This is a genomic window from Staphylococcus sp. FSL K6-0223, assembly GCF_038008285.1.
Map to the genome: position 1 here is coordinate 1,153,047 of NZ_JBBOYX010000002.1, position 21,721 is coordinate 1,174,767.

A 21,721-nucleotide genomic window follows, 5' to 3' on the forward strand; every position below is an offset into this window, starting at 1 on the left:
TATGAATCATGACTGATGAAAGACACGTACTTGTAATCTTTCCACATCCTGATGATGAAACCTTCTCATCTGCTGGAACCATTGCAAGTTATATTGACGCAGGCGTGCCAGTCACGTACGCATGCTTAACACTAGGACAAATGGGACGTAACTTGGGTAACCCTCCTTTTGCGACAAGGGAATCTTTACCTAATATTCGAGAACGAGAACTTGAAGATGCTTGCCGAGCAATTGGAATTACAGACCTAAGAAAGATGGGGTTACGAGATAAAACGGTTGAGTTTGAACCACATGATCAAATGGACGATATGGTAAAAAATCTCATTGATGAAACTAACCCGTCGTTAATTATTTCATTTTATCCTAAATTCGCCGTGCATCCAGACCATGAAGCTACAGCAGAAGCTGTTGTACGTACAGTAGGACGTATGCCAGAATCAGAACGTCCACGACTCACACTTGTAGCATTTAGTAATGATGCACCAGAAATACTTGGTCAACCAGATATTCAAAATGACATTTCTAAATATAGTGATTTAAAACTTAAAGCCTTTGAAGCGCATGCTTCTCAAACAGGACCATTCTTAAAACAAATTGCGAGCCCTGACATTGATGGACAAGCACAAAGTTTCTTAAAGGTTGAGCCATTTTGGACTTATCACTTCGAATCTTAAATGGAGGTAAAACATGACAGAATTTGATTTATCTACTCGAGAGGGTCGTTGGAAACACTTCGGTTCTGTAGATCCTATCGAAGGTACGAAACCTACAACTAAAAATGAAATGACTGATTTACAAAGCACTCATAAAAATTTCCTATTTGAAATAGAAGAAGTAGGAATTAAAAATTTAACGTATCCTGTATTGATTGATCAGTATCAAACTGCAGGATTATTTAGCTTTTCAACAAGTTTAAATAAAGATGAAAAAGGCATTAATATGAGTCGTATATTAGAGAGTGTTGAAAAGCATTATAATAATGGAATTGAGCTTGAATTTAATACACTTTATCAAGTATTACGCACACTTCAAGAAAAAATGAATCAAAATGCTGCTGGGGTGGATGTCTCAGGGAAATGGTTCTTTGATCGCTTTAGTCCAGTGACTAATATTAAAGCTGTAGGTAACGCAGACGTCACGTACGGACTTGCAATTGATGGCGAGAAAGTAACACGTAAAGAACTAACGATTGAAGCTACTGTTACAACACTTTGTCCTTGTTCTAAAGAAATCAGTGAATACTCAGCGCATAACCAACGTGGAATCGTTACAGTTAAAACTTATTTAGATAAAGATGCTAAAGTCGTGGATGATTATAAAGATAAAATTTTAGACGCTATGGAAGCTAACGCGAGTTCCATATTATACCCTATCTTGAAACGTCCAGATGAAAAACGTGTCACAGAACGTGCTTATGAAAACCCACGTTTCGTAGAAGATTTAATTCGACTCATTGCTGCTGATTTAGTTGAATTCGACTGGATTGATGGCTTTGATATTGAATGTCGCAATGAAGAATCTATTCACCAACACGATGCGTTTGCTCGTTTAAAATATAGAAAATGATAGAAAAAAGAGAGTTGCTCCACACTTCTTTAAAGCAACTCTCTTTTTTTATGCGATATAAAATTTTAATATATCGTGTGCGTATTACATAGACATTTTCAAAAATAAATTAATATTAAGTTAATGTCTACTCATATTCTTCTCCCCGGGTCTAACGAAACACATTGCAATAATACTAATCAATGAAGCTACAACCGCTGAAATAAACATTGTTGAATAACCGTGAGTAGCAACTAAAATACCTGTAAGTGTAGGCGCGATCACTGTCGCTGTATTAACAAAGAAGTGAGTTATCCCACCATAAGTACCAGTTTTATTTGGTGCTGTATCAATAATCACTGACCAATAAACTGCGTTAGGTAAGAAGATAAACGCATTCCCTATCATCATTAAAATCATGACTGCAACGATACTATGTGTGAATGGAATAATTAGGAAACATATTGCTGCACAAATCATGCCTGCAATCGCAAAGTATGAACGTGCGATACGTAAGTTACCAGTCTTTTTACGAAGCCAGTCAGACATTTGACCACCAAAATATGCTGTAAAACAAGCGCCGATCCAAGGAATCATCCCCAAATACCAAAGTGAATGGATTTCAAAGTGATATTCATCCTGCAAGTATTTCGGTGTCCATGTTAATATAAGGAAATTAACATATTGGAAACCAAAGTAACCAATCATGTTTCCTACGAGGATTGGACTTTTAAAGAAATGATACCACTTTTCACTTGAATCTTCTGTTTCTACTGTTTTTTCAACATTTAAACTCTCATTTGTAGAGCGAATATCATTTAATTCTTCTTCTGAAACTTTTTTATTGTCCTCGGGATAATCTGTAAATACCTTTGCCCAAATAATTACCCAGACTAACCCAAGTATACCTAATATGACAAAGAGTAAACGCCAACTTGCTATAGTTAAGAAACCAGATACGATAGGTGCAGTAATAAGTGCTCCTAAAGGTACGCCAATTAAACCAAGAGCTGATAACAAACCGCGTTCTCTAGGTGCCGCCCAGTTCGCATTAGTTTTACTAATCGTTGAAAAGATAGGACCTTCTGAGATACCGAAAAGCACTCGAAGTAAACCAAATCCAGCAATGGCTGAACCTCCAAATATTGCCATACCAAGTTCACCTGCAAAAGCCATTGCAATTTCAACTAAAGACCAAGCCGTCCCAGCCAATATCCAAACAAATTTAGGTCCCTTTTTATCGGCAGTAATTCCACCAAGCAATGAACCAAACATGTAACCATAGCCAAAGTATCCTAGTATAGATCCCCAAGCAATCGTATCAAAACCAAATTCTTTAATAATATCTTCTTGAGCATATGAGATTGCACCACGATCGATGTAATTAATCATCGTCATAATAACAATCATGGTAATGATAAAATAACGATAACGTTTCATAGTCATCCCCACCCCTTTGTTCTAAACATCTCTACCGTGTAAGTTTATCATAAAGTTTAGTGTAAGCGCTAACATTATTTTAAATATTCAGAATGTTAAGGTGTTAAAAAAGTGCTATAGATAAGGAGGTTAATAATTTCGGACTAAGTAGAATAGGAATGTTTTTAATATTATTGAATTTTTATTTTTAGTTTATTTAATATTTGAAGATTTTATTATGTTATAATATTTGTAAAATAAATTTAAACAGATGAGGTATCGAATGTTTTATTTTGTAGGAAACAATATTGGTCAAAAAATCACAGGTATTGAAAAAGCTATTATCAATCGTTTAAACCTTTTTAAAGAGAATAAATATCCATCAAAAGTTATTCTATTAGCATGGAATCGTTACTTAACTGATACAGCATCAAATTATTTAATGCATGAAGATTACATAAATATGTACGATTATTTTCAAGAAGCTACGCAAGTAACTATAAATATTGAATCGATAAATAGTAAAAATTGGTTACATGATTGGCAGCATGATTGTGGATACACAATTAAGTATGTTGAACATTCTAATGATGTACGCGTTTACGATGGTAACGACTTTATAATGTATGCCCATTTTACAGATGAGACTTATAAAAAACTTGATTATCTTAATTATTTCGATACATCTCGTAGGAAAATCAAAAGAGAGCTGTATGATACTCGAGGATTCTTAAGTTGTACTAGAATTTTATCAACTGATCAAAAAATTCAATCGGAGTTTTACTATTCTCCTCAAAGAGAAGTTAAATTAGAGAAATATTATGATATTGATTCAAATGAACCTAATATAGCTAAGAAAATACTATTACATCATCAGGGGAGAACGTATTTCTTCAATAATGATACTGAGTTAAGTGCATTTTTCATAGAACAAATTTATTGCAGTGGTGATCTTTTCTTTAGTGACAGAAATTTAATTTCATCGCATGTTTTTAATTCTACAATTCATACAATACCGGTTGTAGCCGTTTTGCATAGTACTCATGTCAAAGATATTAATGATTTGATGCATTCAAGGATTAAAAATGTCTATAAAGGCGTCTTCGATCATTTAGAACGCTACAAAGCCATAGTAGTTTCAACGGTACAACAAGCCGAAGATGTACGTCATAGAATTAAGGACTGTATTCCAGTTTATGCGATACCTGTAGGTTTCTCTGAAAGTACATCACAACATAATATAGGATATACATCTCAAAAATTAATTTCTGTAGCAAGATACTCCCCTGAAAAGCAATTAGAACAACAAATTAAGCTGGTTAGTAAATTAAAAGGGTTATTCCCCAAAATTGAATTACATTTATATGGTTTTGGGCCTGAAGAAAGTAAACTTAAAACATTAATTAATGATTATCATGTAGAAAATCATGTATTTTTAAGAGGATTTCTTAATGACTTAACAGAAGAATTTAAAACAGCATATGTTAATTTAATTACAAGTAATATGGAAGGATTCTCATTAGCATTATTAGAAGCTCAATCGCATGGTGTTCCTTCTATTAGCTATAATATTAAATATGGACCAGGTGAATTAATTATTCCTGATTATAATGGCTCTTTAGTAGAATTTAACAATGAAGATCAACTATATGAAACTGTGAAGGCTCTACTGGAAGAACCGGAATTACAACAAAAATATGCTCAAAATAGTATTGAATCATCCAAAAATTTTAGTAAGGATGCTATTATAAATAGATGGCAACAATTAATAAATGATATCAATACATAGATTTTAGAATATCAGCCCATAAAAATAATAGCAGTAAGTAGGTTTTAATTAAGAACCTTCTTACTGCTACTTTTATTTAAAATTATATTGTATAACTGTACGTTTTATTTTAAATGTTCATAAGGACTGTTATTTACAAATGAAACGATTTGATCTACGAATAATTTTGCACGTAATTGGAATTCACTATCCTCTAAGTATAATGTGCCATCGTCTAATTTTGCGTAATCTGAATCATGTGTAGCAATTTGTGTAGGAACTGCAATACCTAATAAACTGCGTATAATCACTCTTAAATGTGATAATGGTTCTGAACTTACAATACCTCCACTATTTCCAATGAGACCCACCGGTTTCATTTTGAAATAATCCATATTTAAATGATCAAGAGCGTTCTTAAGTATGCCAGAAAATGAGCCATGATAATTAGGCGTTCCTAGAATAAAGAAATCCGCTTCCATTGCTTTATCCTGAAGCTCTTTAACATTATTTTTAATATCTTCAGCAGCTTGTGTTGTACCAGAAAAGTCTAATTGATGAATGGGTTTCTCAGCTAAATCAAATATATCTACATCAACATCATGTTCATCTAATTGACCTATAAGGTATTTAGCTAAAGCATTAGTATGAGAACCTACTCTAGCACTGCCTACAATTATTAATCCTTTCATCTTTTACACCTCTTAATTATGTTAATTGATTCTCTTCTTTTAAAAATTTCTTAATTGCTTTACCGACTCCGATGTTTTCATTTGAATCAGTCACATACTTAGCGACTGTCTTAACTTCTGGTGCAGCATTATCCATTGCGACCGAATAACCGACTCTTTCAAGCATAGAGACATCATTTAAGTTATCCCCTAGTGCCATGACATCTTTTAACTCAATGCCGAGTTGTTTCGCAATAGTAGATAAAGCTATGCCTTTTTGCGCATCTGAATGTGTAATTTCTAAATTACCTCTTGAAGATGAAGAAACTGCAAGGTTTGGTGATTGAGCTAATTCTTGACCTACAAGATCAATTTTTCCTAAATCAGAATCGAACGCTAAAATTTTCATGATTAATTCACCAGGAATATCTTCAATTTTGTCATAATTATCAACAATTTTTAAAGTTCCATTATCTATACGTTTTTGAATACTGTTCTCGATTTTCTCAACATCTGCTTTTTGACCAGCACGTTCAGCGATATCAATATAAATTTCTAAGTCTCTTTGAGGATTCTCCGTATAAATCCCTCTATTTGTGTAAACTTGATAATATATGTCTTTTTCTTTCAATGTAGACGTTATCTTACTCACTAAAGAATGATTAAGATGAGATGTACTCATAATATTGAACGCTTCATCGCGAACTTCGGCTCCGTTCAAGCAGATATATGGTACTTTTAAATCTGTTTCAGCAACTGGTGTATTCGCTTCGTAAAATGCACGCCCTGTCGCGATAACAACAGTGATACCATGTTCTTGTGCAAATTTAATCGCTTCTTGGTTCTCTTGAGAAATTTCGTGTGCAGCATTAAGGAGCGTTCCATCCATATCTGTTGCAATTAGCTTTATCATTCGTTGACCTCGTTTCTTCCCGTTTGTAGGTATTTATTTTTAATTTAGGTTTTTAAATTTAATTTTTGAAAAGGTTAGCATGTATTGTCACTCTTTTCATACACAATTATTCTAACAAATTTGTGTCATTTTGTATCTTTGCTTGTTTGAGTGCCTTCTTTTGTTGGCGAATATTTTTGAAGAAATCACGTAAAAGTGTGCTGCATTCATTTTCCAAAATACCCGACTCAACAATAGCTCTGTGGTTGAATTGAGGCTGCTCTAACAAGTTCATCAAACTGCCGGTACATCCTCCCTTAGGATCAACAGCACCATAAACCACTCGTGGTATTCGACTCATCACGATGGCTCCTGCACACATCACGCAGGGTTCAAGGGTGACATAAAGAGTACATTCTTCTAAACGCCAACTACCCACTACCTTAGATGCACGTTCAATCGCAATGTGTTCAGCGTGTGCAGTAGGTAGTTGTAAGGATTCTCTTAAATTATGAGCGTGTGCAATGACTTGATTATTTTTAACAATGACAGCTCCAATGGGCACCTCCCCTAGAGCTTGTGCTTTCTGAGCTTCTTTGATTGCTAAACGCATGTAATCTTTATCAGTTCTCATATGTGTTGCAATACCTCACTTATGGTACAATACTCATTGTCTATTTTAACATTTGGAGAAGTGAATATGAATAAACCATTTATTGCAATTGAAGGACCTATAGGTGTTGGTAAATCTTCACTTGCACGAATGCTAAGTCAAACGCTTGGTTATTACGAAGAGAAAGAAATTGTTGACGAAAATCCTTTTCTATCAGACTTTTATGACGACATAGAAAAGTGGAGCTTTCAAACAGAAATGTTCTTTTTATGTAACAGATATAAACAAATTCAAGATATCGAGGCGTTAGAACAAGGCGTTGTAAGTGATTACCACATACATAAAAATAAAATATTTGCAAATAACACATTAGATTCGAAAGAGTTCGATAAATTCAGTCGCATTTATGATATTTTGACTGAAGATCTTGAAATGCCTAATATGATTATCTTTTTAGATGCAGATTTAGATGTTCTCAAAGCTAGAATAGCTAAACGTAATCGTAATTTTGAACATACTATTGAGGATGATTATTTATTAAAGCTGAAACAAGATTATAAAGCTTATTATGAATCCTTAAAAAATGAGGGCGCGAATGTCATACGTATTGACACAACTGAGAAAGATTTTGTTAACAATAGTGACGACTATAAAGAAATTTTAGAATTAATAAAACCAATGATTGGAGATAATATAGATGAATAATTTTGGTATTCCTCAAAATGCAATTATCACTATTGCAGGTACTGTGGGCGTCGGAAAGTCAACATTAACACAGGCGCTTGCTGATAAATTAAATTTTAAAACTTCTTTTGAAAATGTTGATCATAATCCTTATTTAGATAAATTCTATCATGATTTTGAGCGTTGGAGTTTTCATCTACAAATATACTTTTTAGCGGAACGCTTTAAAGAACAAAAGCGTATGTTTGAATATGGTGGTGGCTTCGTACAGGACCGTTCTATTTATGAAGATGTTGATATTTTTGCGAAAATGCATGAAGAACAAGGTACAATGAGCCCGGAAGATTTTCACACGTATTCAGAATTATTTAACGCTATGGTAATGACACCTTATTTTCCTAAACCAGATGTGTTAATTTATTTAGAATGTGATTATGATGAAGTGATTGATCGTATTAAGCAACGTGGTCGTGATATGGAAATTAATACAGACCCTGAATATTGGAAAAAATTATTCAAACGTTACGATGATTGGATTAATAATTTTAATGCTTGTCCAGTGGTGCGCGTCAATATTAATGAGTATGATATCCACGAAAATCTGGATTCACTAGACCCAATTATCGATAAAATAGCTCATATCATCCAGACTCATCGCCAAGTTGATACAAGACCTTAAAGTGAATTGAAACTTTGCTTATATTCTATTTTTTGACAACCGGTCTAATTATATATAGGTTAATACTACAAGTTAATGATTTACACTAGGGGTGTTTTTAACTGAGATGGAATCTATCCAAACCCTTTGAACCTGAATCTAGTTTAAACTAGCGTAGGAAAGTGTGATGACGCTCTTAATATTAATTTGTCATAATATGTGATGACTAAGAAGCACAACTTTTTTACGGAAGTTGTGCTTCTTTTTTTAAAAATTTTTAGGAGGATTAAAAATGTCAAAAACTGCAATTATTACTGGAAGTAGCCGTGGTCTAGGAGCGGTAATTGCTCAAACATTAATTAATAAAGGTTATAACGTTGTTGTGAATTATAAACATAGCAGAGAAAAAGCTGAAAAATTGATTGAGAATATTAGTCATGAAAAAGCAATTGCTATTCAAGCTGATGTGACAGAACGTGCCGAAGTTGACCAAATGGTCAAAGTTGCAAAGGAACATTTTGGTAATATAGACATTGTTATTAATAATGCACTAGTCAATTTTAAATTTGATCCAAATCAACAAAAGAACTTCAAAGATTTAACTTGGGAAGATTATCAACAACAACTTGATGGCACTTTAAAAGCTGCATTTAATGTTACACAAAGTGTCATACCTCAATTTATTGAAAAACAGGAAGGCAGAATTATTAATATTGGAACAAATCTATATCAAAATCCAGTCGTCCCCTATCATGAATACACGACTGCTAAAGCTGCCTTAATAGGTTTTACTCGTAATATCGCTGCAGAGCTAGGTCAATATGGTGTAACAGCCAATGTGGTTTCTGGGGGATTATTAAAAACTACTGATGCTAGTGCAGTAACGACGCCTGAGGTATTCGACTTAATCGCTCAAACGACACCGCTCAAAAAAGTGACTACGCCACAAGATGTAGCAAATATGGTTGCTTATCTAGCTTCTGATGAAGCAAGTGGTATCACTGGTCAGAATTTCACTGTTGATGGTGGGTTAACAATGAATTAATGTATGATGTTTAATAGAAAATATCGATTAAAACTTACATCTAAAATTAAATGTAGAGTGAAACCTCTTTTTTTAAAGACAAATATAATAAAAGCATGGTTACTTGAACTCACTCAAATATCCATGCTTTTTAATTAATTTTGTTATTTTTTATATTGATCTAAAATTTGTTTTACATCTTTAGCACTGTCAATAATGACATCCGCATCCGCTTCATGAAGTTCCTCTCTTTTTGCGATACCAGTTAGTACTCCTATACTTAAACCTAATTTAGCGTTTACCGCAGTTTTCATATCATTTGTAGTATCACCAATGATAGCAACTTGATCTGGTGAAACATCATAAGCATCAAATAAAGGATTCAACACTTTTGGATTGGGTTTTTCTTCAGCATGAGTTTCTGTAGAAATAATTAAATCAAATAATTCTTTAGATTGCGTTTCTTCTAGAAATTGATCTACGCCTTTTTTGGTATCACTAGTGACAATACCAATTTTATAACCTTCGTTTCTAAGCTCCTGAATAGTCTCTTGTACACCTTCAATCCAATTATTTTCAGGAACACGAGTATCAACAAGTTCTTGGCTAGTATTTCTTGCCCAATCAGATGTATCTTCACCAGTAACTTTATTAAAAGATTTAATCATATCTCCTAATGATCCTGAACCCATAATTGAATCAGGAACAATTTTATCGTCAATAATTCCAAGTTGACGGTGTGCTACTTCTTTGTCGTGCACAGGAAATGTTTCTAATAGTTTATCAACAAGGCGCACACCGATTTTTTCCCAACTTTTATCAAATTCTATTAGCGTGCCATCTTTATCAAATAATATCCATTCCATTTTTACTTCTCTCCTGAAAATGATTTTTTGTAGTACATTCATTTACATATTATTGTAATATAGAGACTTCAATAATTATAGAAAAGTGGATTATGGTTTCTTTATTTCACAAAAAAGAGCTTTCTCGAATGAGAAAGCTCTTTCAGTGTATAACACATTAATAGTTAGGGACTTCAACTCTCCAACCATATTTATCTTCTAATTTACCGCTTTGAATACCAGTATATGTGTCATATAATTTTTGAGTGATTTCACCTGGCTCATTATTATTAATAACAATTTCTCTGTCTTCATAGCGTAACGTACCAACTGGAGAAATAACAGCTGCAGTACCTGCACCAAATACTTCTGTAAGTTCACCTTTGTCGTAAGCGTCGAATAATTCGTCAATTGAAACTTTTCTTTCTTCAACTTCGTAACCTAAGTCTTCAGCTAATTGAATAATTGATTTTCTAGTAATACCTGGTAAGATACTTCCATTTAATGCAGGTGTGACTATTTTTCCATTTTCAACGAAGAAGATATTCATACTTCCAACTTCTTCGACATATTTTTGTTCCACACCATCTAGCCATAATACTTGATCATAACCTAATTTTTTAGCATTAGTTTGTGCAAGTAGACTAGCAGCATAGTTACCGGCAACTTTCGCAAATCCTACTCCTCCACGTACGGCACGAACATATTCGTCTTCAACATAAATTTTAGTAGTTTTTAACGTGTCTCCTCCATAATACGCACCTGAAGGCGATAAAATGATTAATAACTTATATTGTTGAGATGCACGTACACCTAGAATACCTTCCGTAGCAAATACGAATGGACGAATATATAATGATTGCCCTTCACCCTCTGGTACCCAGTCACGTTCAACATCAATAAGTTGTTTTAATCCCTCTAATAATGCTTCTTCGTCAACTTCTGGCATTTCTAAACGCGCTAAAGAATTATTAATACGTTTAAAGTTTTGGTCTGGTCGGAATAATACCACTTCACCGTTGTGTTTATATGCTTTAAGCCCTTCAAATACCGCTTGACCATAATGTAAACCTTGTGCTGCTGGTGAAATTTCAAATGGTGCATAAGGTACAATCTTCATATCATGCCAACCTTTATCCGCATCATAATCCAAACTTAGCATATAGTCTGAAAAATATTGACCGAATCCTAATTTCGATGTGTCTGGTTTTTCTTTCAATGTATCTCGTTGTTCAAATTTTACCTTTTCTGACATGAATATAGCCTCCTAGTAATTTCTCCGAATTGAATAGTTACTCTAAATTATATCAATCGCATTTATACTATTCAATGAGTTTTCTAAATATTCAAAATAAATATACAAATGTAAATATGTACTCTTTATTAGTTAAACATTACCATATTAAACTTACAAGTTTAGTTATTTACGTATGTTATAGATACATTGGATTTAAAATATAAAAAACTCCTTTTAAAAGTTTTAATTTTAAAAGGAGTAAGTTTTAGCTAAACTGCGTTATTAATTATATAGGATTTTCTATTTAGCAACCTTTTCTTTTTCTTCAATTGTTGCGAGCATCAACTTAGTCATTGAGGCTAAATCATATTTTGGATTAAATCCCCACTCACCACGTGAACAGCTCGTATCGATACTATCAGGCCATGTTGAAGCAATATTTTGACGTTCTGGATCAACATCATAGTCTAGTTCGAAATTAGGGTAGTACTCTTGAATGGCTTTTTTAACCATTTCAGGTTCTATACTCATTGCACTTAAATTATAACCATTACGCGTTTCTAATTTGGCACCATCTGCTTCCATTAATTTTATAATAGCGTCGATGGCATCATCCATATACATCATATCCATATATGTGTTCTTATCGATATAGCTTGTATAACGACCTTCTCTTACTGCTTTAAAATAAATTTCAACAGCGTAGTCAGTCGTGCCGCCACCTGGCTCCTTCACATGTGAAATAAGTCCTGGAAATCTTACGCTGCGAGTATCTACGCCAAACTTAACATAATAATACTGACACAGTAATTCGCCCGCAACTTTATTAACACCGTACATTGTAGTAGGTTGTTGGATTGTTACTTGTGGTGTATTTACTTTAGGCGTTGACGCGCCAAAAGCTCCAATAGAGCTTGGTGTAAAGAATTGTAGTTCATACGTACGTGCAGCTTCAAGAGCGTTCATTAATCCTCCCATATTTAAATCCCAAGCGAATAATGGATTCTTCTCAGCAGTTGCGGATAATAATGCTGCCATATGCATTAAAGTGTCTGCCCCAAAATCTTCGATAAGCTTATACATACGCTCTCTGTCTTTAACATCTAAAATTTCAAATGGACCATTTTGAACTGGTGAATTTGCTTCAGGTTCTCTAATATCTGTAGCTAATACATTTTCTGTACCGTAAATTTCTCGACATTTCACTACTAACTCGGTTCCAATTTGGCCAAGTGCCCCTGTAATCATTATCTTTTTCATTACAAAATCTCCCCTTGTTTATTTCATAAGTGCGTTGTCCTTCTAGTATGTACATATTCTTAATTTACATCAATATTATATAATAAAAGCGCTTTCTTGTATATGCAGTAAACACATTATAGGGTTTAATAAGTAGTTTTTAATTTATGATTTTTGTATGAGCACGTTAGTTGTATTGCTATTTGGTCATTAGACTATGAAGTTTTATTAATTAAATTTAAATTCGAAGTAAATATTTTAAATAAAAGAATTATTTATTCTTTTTATATGCTAATATTGCAATGTATATAATTTTTCAAAAGGAGGAACTATATGAAAAAAATCATCATCACTATTATCACTTTATTTATAACACTTGGTACGATACTAAACTTTAACCTCGTTAATGCTTCAGAACAACACACGCACTCAAATGACAATCAAAGTAAAACTGAACACACAATATTACATACTAATGATATTCATGGTCGCTTCGTAGAAGAAAAAGGACGTGTTATTGGCATGCCTAAATTAAAAGGTCTCAAAAATAAAGAAAAACCAGATTTAGTTTTAGACTCTGGGGATGCCTTTCAAGGATTGCCAGTTTCTAACCATTCAAAAGGTGAAGAAATGGCTAAAGCAATGAATAAAGTAGGCTATGACGCTATGACAATTGGTAATCATGAATTTGATTTTGGCTATAACCAATTATTAAAATTACAAAAACAGCTTCATTTTCCAATGATCTCATCAAATATTTATAAAAACGGGAAGCGCATTTTCAAACCTTCAACTATAATTAAACGTAATGGTGTGCGATACGGTTTAGTAGGTGTTACAACTCCCGAAACTAAAATTAAAACCTCTCCTGATGCTGTGAAAGATGTAGAATTTAAAGATCCGTTGAGCAGTGCGAAAGGTGCTATTAAAGAAATGGATGGTAAAGCAGATGTATATGTTGTTTTATCTCATCTTGGCATCGATAAAAATACTAAAAAAGAATGGCGTGGAGATTATCTAATTGAACAATTATCCAAAGATAACTCAATAAAAAAACCAATCATAGTTTTAGATGGTCACTCACATTCTGTTATAAAACATGGCAAAAAGTATAATCATGGTATCTTAGCTCAAACAGGTACTGCTTTGGAAAATGTAGGCAAAATTAGTTTTCTTTTTAATCATCATAAAGTGTCAGATTTAAAAGCGAGTCTGATTAACGTCAAAGATACAAATAAAATAAAAGCTGATCCCTCAATAGAAAAACAAGTAAATAAAGCGAATAATGAATTTAAAAAAGAAACATCTAAAGTGATTATTCCTAATAATAAAGTTGAATTTAAAGGCGATAAAAATATAGCTCGTACTCAAGAAACGAATTTAGGAAATCTAATTACAGATGCGATGGAGGATTACGCAGCGAAAAACTTTAAACATAAGCCAGATTTCGCAGTGACTAATGGCGGTGGTATTCGCGCTTCCATCTCTAAAGGAAAAGTCACTCAAAACGATATTATTACAGTGCTGCCTTTCGGTAATTTAATTTCACAGATTAAAGTTAAAGGTACGAATGTGAAGAAAGCATTTGAACATAGTCTAGGTTCTCCTACTGAAACAAAAGATGGTAAGAAACAACTATCACCAAATGGCGGTTTCTTACAAGTTTCGAAATCAATACGTGTTTATTATGATATGAATCAAAAATCTGGCTCAAGAGTTCGAGATATTCAAGTTCGTAATCGTGAGACCGGAAAATTTGAAAAATTAAATCCTAATAAAACATATTATGTTGCTACCAATGATTTTACCGCTAACAAAGGTGATGGCTACGATATGTTTGGAGGACAACGTGAGGAAGGTATTTCGCTTGATGAAGTCGTAGGAAATTATATTCAAAAGCACAATTTAAATAAATATAATACTAATAATCCTGAAAGAATCATTAATGGAAAATTAGCTTCAGTGAAAAAATCAACACATAAATCAGACAATGGTAAACAATCAAGCAATCATACTCACAAAAAGTCAGCCTAAATATACAAGAGACTCTGAGATAAAATAGTCATTCTCAGAGTCACTTTTTTATGATTAAACTCTATTTTATTAAGAAACATATATAGTTAATCAAACGCATAAAGATTATCTACTTACGGAAAATATTAAATAAGACAAAGTTGCTTTTTAATTTAGTCCAAATTAAAAGATACACACGCTTATTGCAGATAATCAACATGATTAGAGTAAGTCCCGGAAAGGGGTTCAAATACTGAGACTATTAATCCACAAGATGGCATATAAAGGCGACAGTCATATTTCTTGGGAAATAATTCTCCATCCACTTATAGCAGTCTGCCGTTTGTGTGAGGTTACAGTGCCCTCCTACTACTTCAATTACGTTTGCAATTCATAAATGCAAACGTTATCATTAATTTAAGTTAAATATAATGTAGGTGATCGTAATGAATGGTGGTTTGAAAACGTATAAACAACGACAAGTAGGGTTGCTATCTAGCTTATTAATCTTTTTAGCATTTATCTTTCAAAATATTTATGTACTTGTAACTAAACATGAGTTAGTGCCTGAGATGCTAAGTACATTTAGCCTACTCGTTTTTCTAATTTTAGCTACACTTTGTGTTAAACAGGTTATATATAATTATAGACATCGACCATGATAGAACTCATATAAAATCCCGCTAGTTAATTTTAGCGGGATTAATAATATGATTAATTATCACTTTCAAGTGCTTTTTTATAGAAATACTGAGCTACTACAATATCAACAATGGCTAGACCCACTGATTTAAATAAAGTTACCTCTTTTTCGTCCTCACGTCCTGCTTTCTTACCTGAGACAATATCACCTAACTCACCATATAGCATATTGTCATTTAATATACCCTCTTCCTGAGGTACTTTTAAATCGCCTGTCTCTTCCATTGCCGCTTCGGTCGATTCAACAACAATCTTATTAGCGATCATCATAGACTCTGACGGTAATTCTTGCATATCAGGTTTGAATGAACCTACTGCATTAAGATGGACGCCTGGGTGTAGCGTGTGTGAATATACTGGTTCTGAAGCATTTGTAGCGGTAACTATAATATCCGCAGCCTCCATTGCTTCATCTGCTTGATCATACGTTTTGGCTTTAACTCCATATTTTTGTTGAGTTGCTTCAGCAAGCTTTTCAGCTTTTTCCTTAGTTCTACTTGAAAAGTGAACTTCCTCAATATTTCTCACAGCCATGACAGCTTCTATGAGACCTTCAGCTTGTACTCCGGCACCAATGACAGTTAATACTTTAGCATCTTCACGAGATAAATATTTTGTAGCCACACCAGAAATCGCGCCTGTTCTAATTTTAGTTAAATAACCACCATCTAGTACTGCTAGCGTTTCCCCCGTTTCATAATCGCTTAGTATTACTGAGCCTGTAATTGTTGCTTTACCTTTTTTAGGATTATCAGGAGCAAATGAAACGGTTTTTAATCCGACAATTTTTAATTCATCTGATAATGCTGGCATCACTAAGTATCGATTGTGTTTATTAAATGGCAACACATGTCGTAATGGGGTTTCAGTTTTACCTTCTGAAAATGCTTTTAGCGCTTGTCCAACCTCTTCAATAACTTCATTCATATTTAATAACTCTGATTGAGTTTGTTCATCTAAATATCGCATTTTAAACTCTCCTTTATACCATGACGCTTTTAAATAACATTCCCTTAGATTTTAATATCTAACATAATTGAATGATTAAAATAGTATTGCTAAAAGTATCGATGTGAGTATCACTAAATTAAATAAATTGATAAAAATACTCATATTGAGTGTATCCTTAATATCATCTTGAGTTCTTGATATAAAACTAAATATCAATGAAATAATAAGTAAAAAAATGCTAAATAAAGCAAAAAATGAGACTATATCTGGTCCTACTTCACTTATACGATTTAAAGATAGGCTAATCCAAGTGATTAAAATAATATAATTAAATAGGTTTATTCCATATATTACATACTTCATTAATACCACCCGATTATTTAAATATATTTTTTTCTATCGTTTCAAATTTGAATTATAATTTACATTGTTACTTTCACTCATATAATAATACACTCTGATTAAAATAATAAGTAATCCGATAAATGAAGCTAAAATGTCGGATTTATTAAATTTTTGTTGTGACAATGTAAATTCCGTGCTATTCTATTATTTATAAATAAAAGGCAATGTGCATTAACACATTACCTTGCGATTTTGCTTCTTTTTAGCAAAACTATTTAATTAACTTTTGACAACTATCACCCTTCTTTTGAAGGGTGATTTTTATTTATTCAAAATTTGATATCGATTAACAACTTTCCCATTCTTTTTAATATAGGGTTCGATTTCATAACCACCATATTTTTTTATGACATTTTGAGATGCGTAATTGAATGGATTTGTAGTCATAAGAATTGTTTCAACATTTCGTATTTTTAAGTAGTCAAGGGCTTGTCCTAATAAGGTTGAGGCATATCCTTTACCTCTATATGATCGAGCTACGCCATACCCAATATGGCCCCCAATGTTTCTTAATCGATGATTGAGTTCGTGTCTAATATCCACCGCGCCCACAATATTTCCATCAACAAAATAAAATAATGTTGTGGTGGGAACCCAATCTTTACTTGGTCTTTCTTGATTAAGATAATCAACCATATCTTTGAAGGACTGATATTCTTTTAAATTCGTATTTCCTGGTACAACTTTTTCATTATTGTCATACCATTCTTGAATATAAACGTTGAATGTTTCTTCATCTTTATACGTAAGTTGTCTTAATTCTTCCACTCCGTTATACCTCTTCTCATCCATTCATTTCACTATTATTGTAAAATGAATAAACCACTATATTAAAGTATTTTAAATCAGAAAAATTAAAGGCACTCACTCTCTAAGAGACAAGTGCCTTAAGAATAACAATCTATATAATATTTAATTCTTTTCCAACCTTCTCATAAGCAGCAAGGGCTTTATCTAACATATCTTTAGTATGAGCAGCTGTAGGCATATTTCTTACACGACCGGTACCTCTAGGAACTGTTGGGAATACTATTGACTTAACATAGATTCCTTCTTCTTTAAGACGTTTACTAAACTCTTGCGTATCTTTTTCATCTCCAATAATGACTGGAGTAATTGGTGTTTCAGATTCCCCAGTATTAAAACCTAATTTAGAGAGTCCATCTTTTAAATATTGTGCGTTATCCCATAATTGATCATGTAATTCTGTAGATGCCATTAATTTTTTAACAGCTTCAGTAATAGCCTTAGTATCTCCAGGTGCTAATGAAGTCGAGAATAAGAACGGTCTTGATTGTGCTTTTAACCAATCAATTAATTGTTTAGAGCCTGCTACATAACCACCTACAACACCAATGGCTTTAGATAATGTGCCAATTTGGAAGTCAATTTTATCTTGTAAACCGAAATGTTTAACTGTACCTGCACCTTTACCCATAACACCTGAACCATGAGCGTCATCAACATAAGTTAATAAACCAAATTCTTCAGCAATTTTTACAATTTCTGGTAGCTTAGCAACATCCCCATCCATACTAAATACACCATCAGTAATATACATTACTTTATTGTATTGTCCAGACTCAACAGCTTCTTTAGCTTTTGTACGTAAATCCTCCATATCTGAATGATTTACTCGAATAATTTTAGCTTTAGATAAGCGACAACCATCAATAATAGAGGCATGGTTTAATTCGTCAGATAAAATAGCATCATTTTTATTCATAACAGCTGATATAGCAGCCATATTACAATTAAATCCTGATTGATATGCAATAGCTGCTTCAGTACCTTTAAACTGTGCAAGTGTATCTTCTAACTCATCATGTAAGTCCAATGTACCATTAATTGAGCGTACTGCACCTGCACCCACTCCATGTGAATCAATTGCTTTTTTAGCTGCTTCTTTTAAATCTTCATTTGTAGCAAGTCCTAAGTAGTTATTTGATGATAAATTGACGTAGTTTTTACCATTAATTTTGATTTCAGGACCATTTGCTCCCTCAATTGAGTCAATTTCGTTATATAAGCCATTGTCTTTTAAATATTGTATATTTTCATCTAAAAACTCATTTAGTGATTGAACCACAATTAAATCCCCCTTGTGTTGTCTATTTTCTTTAATCATACCTTAATTTTCAAAATCATGAAAGCCTTATCATTTATAGGTGTTATCACATTGTTTTATTGAAAAATAATTAATATGAAAGCCTACTTTAGCTTAATCAATAATGATATACTAATTACGATAATAAGAAGGAAGAAGTGATAAATGTGTTTGATTGGTTCCAATTGGCTAGCAAAAAAGAGAAAAGAATGGTACAACTACGACGATATTTGCATCAATATCCCGAACTCTCTTTTGAAGAAAAGCGTACGCATGACTTTATCGTGAATCAATTAAGCCAGTTGTCATGTGATATTGTTACTCCAGTTGGCCGTAATGGTATCAAAGCTACATTTAAAGGTAGTGAAAACGGCCCAACTATAGCATTTCGTGCAGACTTTGATGCCCTACCTGTTCAAGAATTAAACGACGTCCCATACCGTTCTAAAAACGAGGGCTGTATGCATGCATGTGGTCATGATGGTCACACGGCAATATTACTTGGAGTTGCTGAAATAGTAAATGAACACCGCCATTTATTAAAAGGAAACGTTGTATTCATCTTCCAATATGGGGAAGAAATTATGCCTGGTGGCTCTCAGGAAATGATTGATGATGGTTGTCTTCAAGATGTTGATAAAATCTATGGTACACATTTATGGAGTGGTTACCCTTCAGGTACTATCTACTCTAGACCTGGTGCGATTATGGCATCACCTGATGAGTTTAGTATCACGATCAAAGGTAGCGGTGGACATGGGGCTAAACCCCATGAAACCATTGATCCTATAGTCATTATGGCTGAATTTATTTTAAGTGCACAAAAGATTGTCTCTAGGACGATAGACCCAGTTAAAGAAGCTGTAGTGACATTTGGGATGGTACAAGCTGGATCAACAGATAGTGTTATTCCGGATACTGCCTTTTGTAAAGGAACTGTTCGTACATTTGACACCGAGTTACAAAACCATATTAAGAATAAAATGGATAAACTATTACAGGGCTTAGCTGTTGCTAATGATATTACTTATGACATGAATTATATTAAAGGCTATTTACCTGTACACAATCATCCGCAATCTTATGAGGTTGTTAAACAAGCAGCGAATGATTTACATTTAAGATTTAATGAATCAGATTTGATGATGATTGGCGAAGATTTTTCACATTATCTTAAAGTACGTCCAGGTGCCTTTTTCTTAACAGGTTGTGGTAATGAGGATAAAGGTATAACCGCGCCACATCATAATCCATACTTTGATATAGATGAATCATCTTTTAAATATGCTGCAAGCGAATTTCTTAAAATACTAGAAATTGAACATGTATTTTAACGATTTATAATATATAGAGCGTGTTCTACCTTACTTTTAAATAAGTAAGATAGAACATGCTTTTTTTGTGAGGAAAATGAAAATTTAATACTGAGTTAACTTACTCTCAGCTAAACGAGCTTTTCTGAATAAAAAAATAGGAATTATATGTAAAAATTGGAATAAAAAAAGACTCCCAAACTGGGAGTCTCTTTGAAATAATGAATAATAAATATTATTCGAAGATTTCAGTTACAACGCCTGATCCAACAGTACGTCCACCTTCACGGATTGAGAAACGAGTACCGTCTTCAATAGCGATAGGAGCGATTAATTCAACTGTCATTTCAACGTTGTCGCCAGGCATAACCATTTCAGTACCTTCTGGTAAGTTAACAACACCAGTTACGTCAGTAGTACGGAAATAGAATTGTGGGCGGTAGTTACTGAAGAATGGAGTGTGACGTCCACCTTCGTCTTTAGATAAAACGTAAACTTCCGCTTTGAATTTAGTGTGTGGTGTGATTGAACCAGGAGCAGCTAATACTTGACCACGTTGTACGTCTTCACGAGCAACACCACGTAATAAAGCACCGATGTTGTCACCAGCTTCAGCGTAGTCTAATAATTTACGGAACATTTCTACACCAGTAACAGTTGTTTTAGAAGTTTCTTTGATACCAATAATTTCAACTTCTTCACCAACTTTGATTTGACCACGTTCAACACGGCCTGTAGCAACAGTACCACGACCAGTGATTGAGAATACGTCCTCAACTGGCATCATGAATGGTTTGTCAGAATCACGTTCTGGAGTTGGAATGTAATCATCAACTGCTTGCATTAATTCTAAGATTTTTTCTTCGTATTGAGCATCGCCTTCTAAAGCTTTTAATGCTGAACCAGCGATTACAGGTACATCATCACCTGGGAAGTCATATTCGCTTAATAAGTCACGAACTTCCATTTCAACTAATTCTAATAATTCTTCGTCGTCTACCATGTCAACTTTGTTTAAGAATACAACTAATGCTGGTACACCAACGTTACGTGATAATAAGATGTGTTCACGAGTTTGTGGCATTGGACCGTCAGCAGCAGATACTACTAAGATACCGCCGTCCATTTGAGCAGCACCAGTGATCATGTTTTTAACATAGTCAGCGTGTCCTGGGCAGTCAACGTGAGCATAGTGACGTTTGTCAGTTTGATACTCGATGTGTGCAGTATTGATTGTAATACCACGTTCTTTTTCTTCTGGAGCGTTGTCAATCATGTCGTATGATTGTGCAACAGTGTCACCATTTTTAGCTAATACAGTTGCGATAGCAGCTGTTAAAGTTGTTTTACCATGGTCAACGTGACCGATAGTACCAATATTGGCATGTTCTTTTGAGCGATCAAATTTTTCTTTTGCCATTATTAAATCTCTCCTATTCTTAGTAAAAGTTATTTCAAATTTATCTCTCATGATAGTTTCTCACCATCATGAGAAGATAATTGATTGAGTTAAGCCTAAAAGAATTTATAATTCTTTTATAATGCATTTACCCTTAAAAATCAAATCATAAAAGTGATAGCTTAACAATAAGCTCAACCTGTATTTTAACCTAGCATGGCTAGTCTTAACAAGTT

The 21,721-nt window shown here is 33.5% G+C and carries 20 protein-coding genes and 1 riboswitch; of the genes, 9 read left to right on the plus strand and 11 right to left on the minus strand.

The window, feature by feature from the left end; all coding sequences use genetic code 11:
- Positions 1 to 8 precede the first annotated feature (8 nt).
- Entirely contained in the window at positions 9 to 674 is a 666-nt protein-coding gene (gene bshB2, locus MHI13_RS16525) for a bacillithiol biosynthesis deacetylase BshB2 (RefSeq protein ID WP_002433272.1), read from the plus strand.
- Positions 675 to 687: 13 nt separating this feature from the next.
- Positions 688 to 1,566, plus strand: coding sequence for a GTP cyclohydrolase FolE2 (gene folE2 / locus MHI13_RS16530; RefSeq protein WP_002433461.1), 879 nt, complete (start codon positions 688 to 690; stop codon positions 1,564 to 1,566).
- A 120-nt stretch (positions 1,567 to 1,686) separates the two neighbouring features.
- Here the strand turns inward: folE2 and MHI13_RS16535 are convergent, their stop codons facing one another.
- Positions 1,687 to 2,985, minus strand: a complete 1,299-nt coding sequence (locus tag MHI13_RS16535) for an MFS transporter (RefSeq protein ID WP_340761581.1) — start codon at positions 2,983 to 2,985, stop codon at positions 1,687 to 1,689.
- A gap of 262 nt (positions 2,986 to 3,247) precedes the next feature.
- Here MHI13_RS16535 and MHI13_RS16540 point away from each other — a divergent pair, with 262 nt between their 5' ends.
- The gene (locus MHI13_RS16540; protein WP_002433473.1) at positions 3,248 to 4,753 is read left to right on the plus strand and encodes a glycosyltransferase family 4 protein; all 1,506 of its coding nucleotides are present in this window, start codon (positions 3,248 to 3,250) and stop codon (positions 4,751 to 4,753) included.
- A gap of 104 nt (positions 4,754 to 4,857) precedes the next feature.
- Here MHI13_RS16540 and MHI13_RS16545 read toward each other — a convergent pair whose 3' ends face one another.
- From MHI13_RS16545 to tadA, 3 genes are all read right to left on the minus strand, one after another.
- Positions 4,858 to 5,424, minus strand: coding sequence for an NADPH-dependent FMN reductase (locus MHI13_RS16545; RefSeq protein WP_002433329.1), 567 nt, complete (start codon positions 5,422 to 5,424; stop codon positions 4,858 to 4,860).
- Between the two features lie 16 nt (positions 5,425 to 5,440).
- Entirely contained in the window at positions 5,441 to 6,316 is an 876-nt protein-coding gene (locus tag MHI13_RS16550) for an HAD family hydrolase (protein WP_064210396.1), read from the minus strand.
- Positions 6,317 to 6,422: 106 nt separating this feature from the next.
- Positions 6,423 to 6,929 (minus strand): tRNA adenosine(34) deaminase TadA, encoded by a 507-nt coding sequence (gene tadA / locus MHI13_RS16555; RefSeq protein ID WP_002433480.1) that lies wholly within the window; start codon positions 6,927 to 6,929, stop codon positions 6,423 to 6,425.
- 66 nt (positions 6,930 to 6,995) lie between these two features.
- Here tadA and MHI13_RS16560 point away from each other — a divergent pair, with 66 nt between their 5' ends.
- From MHI13_RS16560 to MHI13_RS16570, 3 genes are all read left to right on the plus strand, one after another.
- On the plus strand, positions 6,996 to 7,613 hold the full coding sequence (locus MHI13_RS16560) for a deoxynucleoside kinase (RefSeq protein WP_002433144.1): 618 nt from the start codon (positions 6,996 to 6,998) through the stop codon (positions 7,611 to 7,613).
- Positions 7,606 to 8,271, plus strand: coding sequence for a deoxynucleoside kinase (locus MHI13_RS16565; protein WP_002433233.1), 666 nt, complete (start codon positions 7,606 to 7,608; stop codon positions 8,269 to 8,271). The genes MHI13_RS16560 and MHI13_RS16565 overlap by 8 nt, the downstream gene beginning before the upstream one ends.
- A 77-nt stretch (positions 8,272 to 8,348) precedes the next feature.
- Positions 8,349 to 8,448: riboswitch (TPP riboswitch) on the plus strand.
- Between the two features lie 94 nt (positions 8,449 to 8,542).
- Entirely contained in the window at positions 8,543 to 9,295 is a 753-nt protein-coding gene (locus tag MHI13_RS16570; RefSeq protein WP_340761585.1) for a 3-oxoacyl-ACP reductase, read from the plus strand.
- 143 nt (positions 9,296 to 9,438) lie between these two features.
- Here the strand turns inward: MHI13_RS16570 and MHI13_RS16575 are convergent, their stop codons facing one another.
- From MHI13_RS16575 to MHI13_RS16585, 3 genes are all read right to left on the minus strand, one after another.
- The gene (locus MHI13_RS16575; RefSeq protein WP_002433489.1) at positions 9,439 to 10,140 is read right to left on the minus strand and encodes an HAD family hydrolase; all 702 of its coding nucleotides are present in this window, start codon (positions 10,138 to 10,140) and stop codon (positions 9,439 to 9,441) included.
- Positions 10,141 to 10,297: 157 nt separating this feature from the next.
- Positions 10,298 to 11,374 carry a branched-chain amino acid aminotransferase gene (locus tag MHI13_RS16580; protein WP_064210394.1) on the minus strand — a complete coding sequence of 359 codons (1,077 nt, stop codon included), beginning with the start codon at positions 11,372 to 11,374 and terminating at the stop codon, positions 10,298 to 10,300.
- 282 nt (positions 11,375 to 11,656) lie between these two features.
- Positions 11,657 to 12,616, minus strand: coding sequence for an NAD-dependent epimerase/dehydratase family protein (locus tag MHI13_RS16585; RefSeq protein WP_064210393.1), 960 nt, complete (start codon positions 12,614 to 12,616; stop codon positions 11,657 to 11,659).
- A 312-nt stretch (positions 12,617 to 12,928) separates the two neighbouring features.
- Between MHI13_RS16585 and MHI13_RS16590 the strand changes: the two genes are divergently transcribed.
- Both MHI13_RS16590 and MHI13_RS16595 read left to right on the plus strand, forming a co-directional pair.
- Positions 12,929 to 14,629 (plus strand): 5'-nucleotidase C-terminal domain-containing protein, encoded by a 1,701-nt coding sequence (locus tag MHI13_RS16590; RefSeq protein WP_002433392.1) that lies wholly within the window; start codon positions 12,929 to 12,931, stop codon positions 14,627 to 14,629.
- Positions 14,630 to 15,054: 425 nt separating this feature from the next.
- Complete coding sequence (locus MHI13_RS16595) at positions 15,055 to 15,270, plus strand: hypothetical protein (RefSeq protein ID WP_002433257.1); 216 nt, start codon at positions 15,055 to 15,057, stop codon at positions 15,268 to 15,270.
- A 52-nt stretch (positions 15,271 to 15,322) separates the two neighbouring features.
- Here MHI13_RS16595 and MHI13_RS16600 read toward each other — a convergent pair whose 3' ends face one another.
- The 3 genes from MHI13_RS16600 to MHI13_RS16610 form a co-directional block, all read right to left on the minus strand.
- Positions 15,323 to 16,279, minus strand: coding sequence for an ornithine cyclodeaminase family protein (locus MHI13_RS16600; protein WP_002433307.1), 957 nt, complete (start codon positions 16,277 to 16,279; stop codon positions 15,323 to 15,325).
- A gap of 648 nt (positions 16,280 to 16,927) precedes the next feature.
- Entirely contained in the window at positions 16,928 to 17,434 is a 507-nt protein-coding gene (locus MHI13_RS16605; protein WP_002432968.1) for a GNAT family N-acetyltransferase, read from the minus strand.
- A gap of 133 nt (positions 17,435 to 17,567) precedes the next feature.
- Positions 17,568 to 18,755 (minus strand): glycine C-acetyltransferase, encoded by a 1,188-nt coding sequence (locus MHI13_RS16610; RefSeq protein ID WP_002433177.1) that lies wholly within the window; start codon positions 18,753 to 18,755, stop codon positions 17,568 to 17,570.
- 185 nt (positions 18,756 to 18,940) lie between these two features.
- Between MHI13_RS16610 and MHI13_RS16615 the strand changes: the two genes are divergently transcribed.
- Positions 18,941 to 20,107 (plus strand): M20 family metallopeptidase, encoded by a 1,167-nt coding sequence (locus tag MHI13_RS16615; RefSeq protein ID WP_002452482.1) that lies wholly within the window; start codon positions 18,941 to 18,943, stop codon positions 20,105 to 20,107.
- Between the two features lie 214 nt (positions 20,108 to 20,321).
- Here MHI13_RS16615 and tuf read toward each other — a convergent pair whose 3' ends face one another.
- Positions 20,322 to 21,506, minus strand: a complete 1,185-nt coding sequence (gene tuf / locus MHI13_RS16620; protein WP_340761589.1) for an elongation factor Tu — start codon at positions 21,504 to 21,506, stop codon at positions 20,322 to 20,324.
- Positions 21,507 to 21,721: the final 215 nt, after the last annotated feature.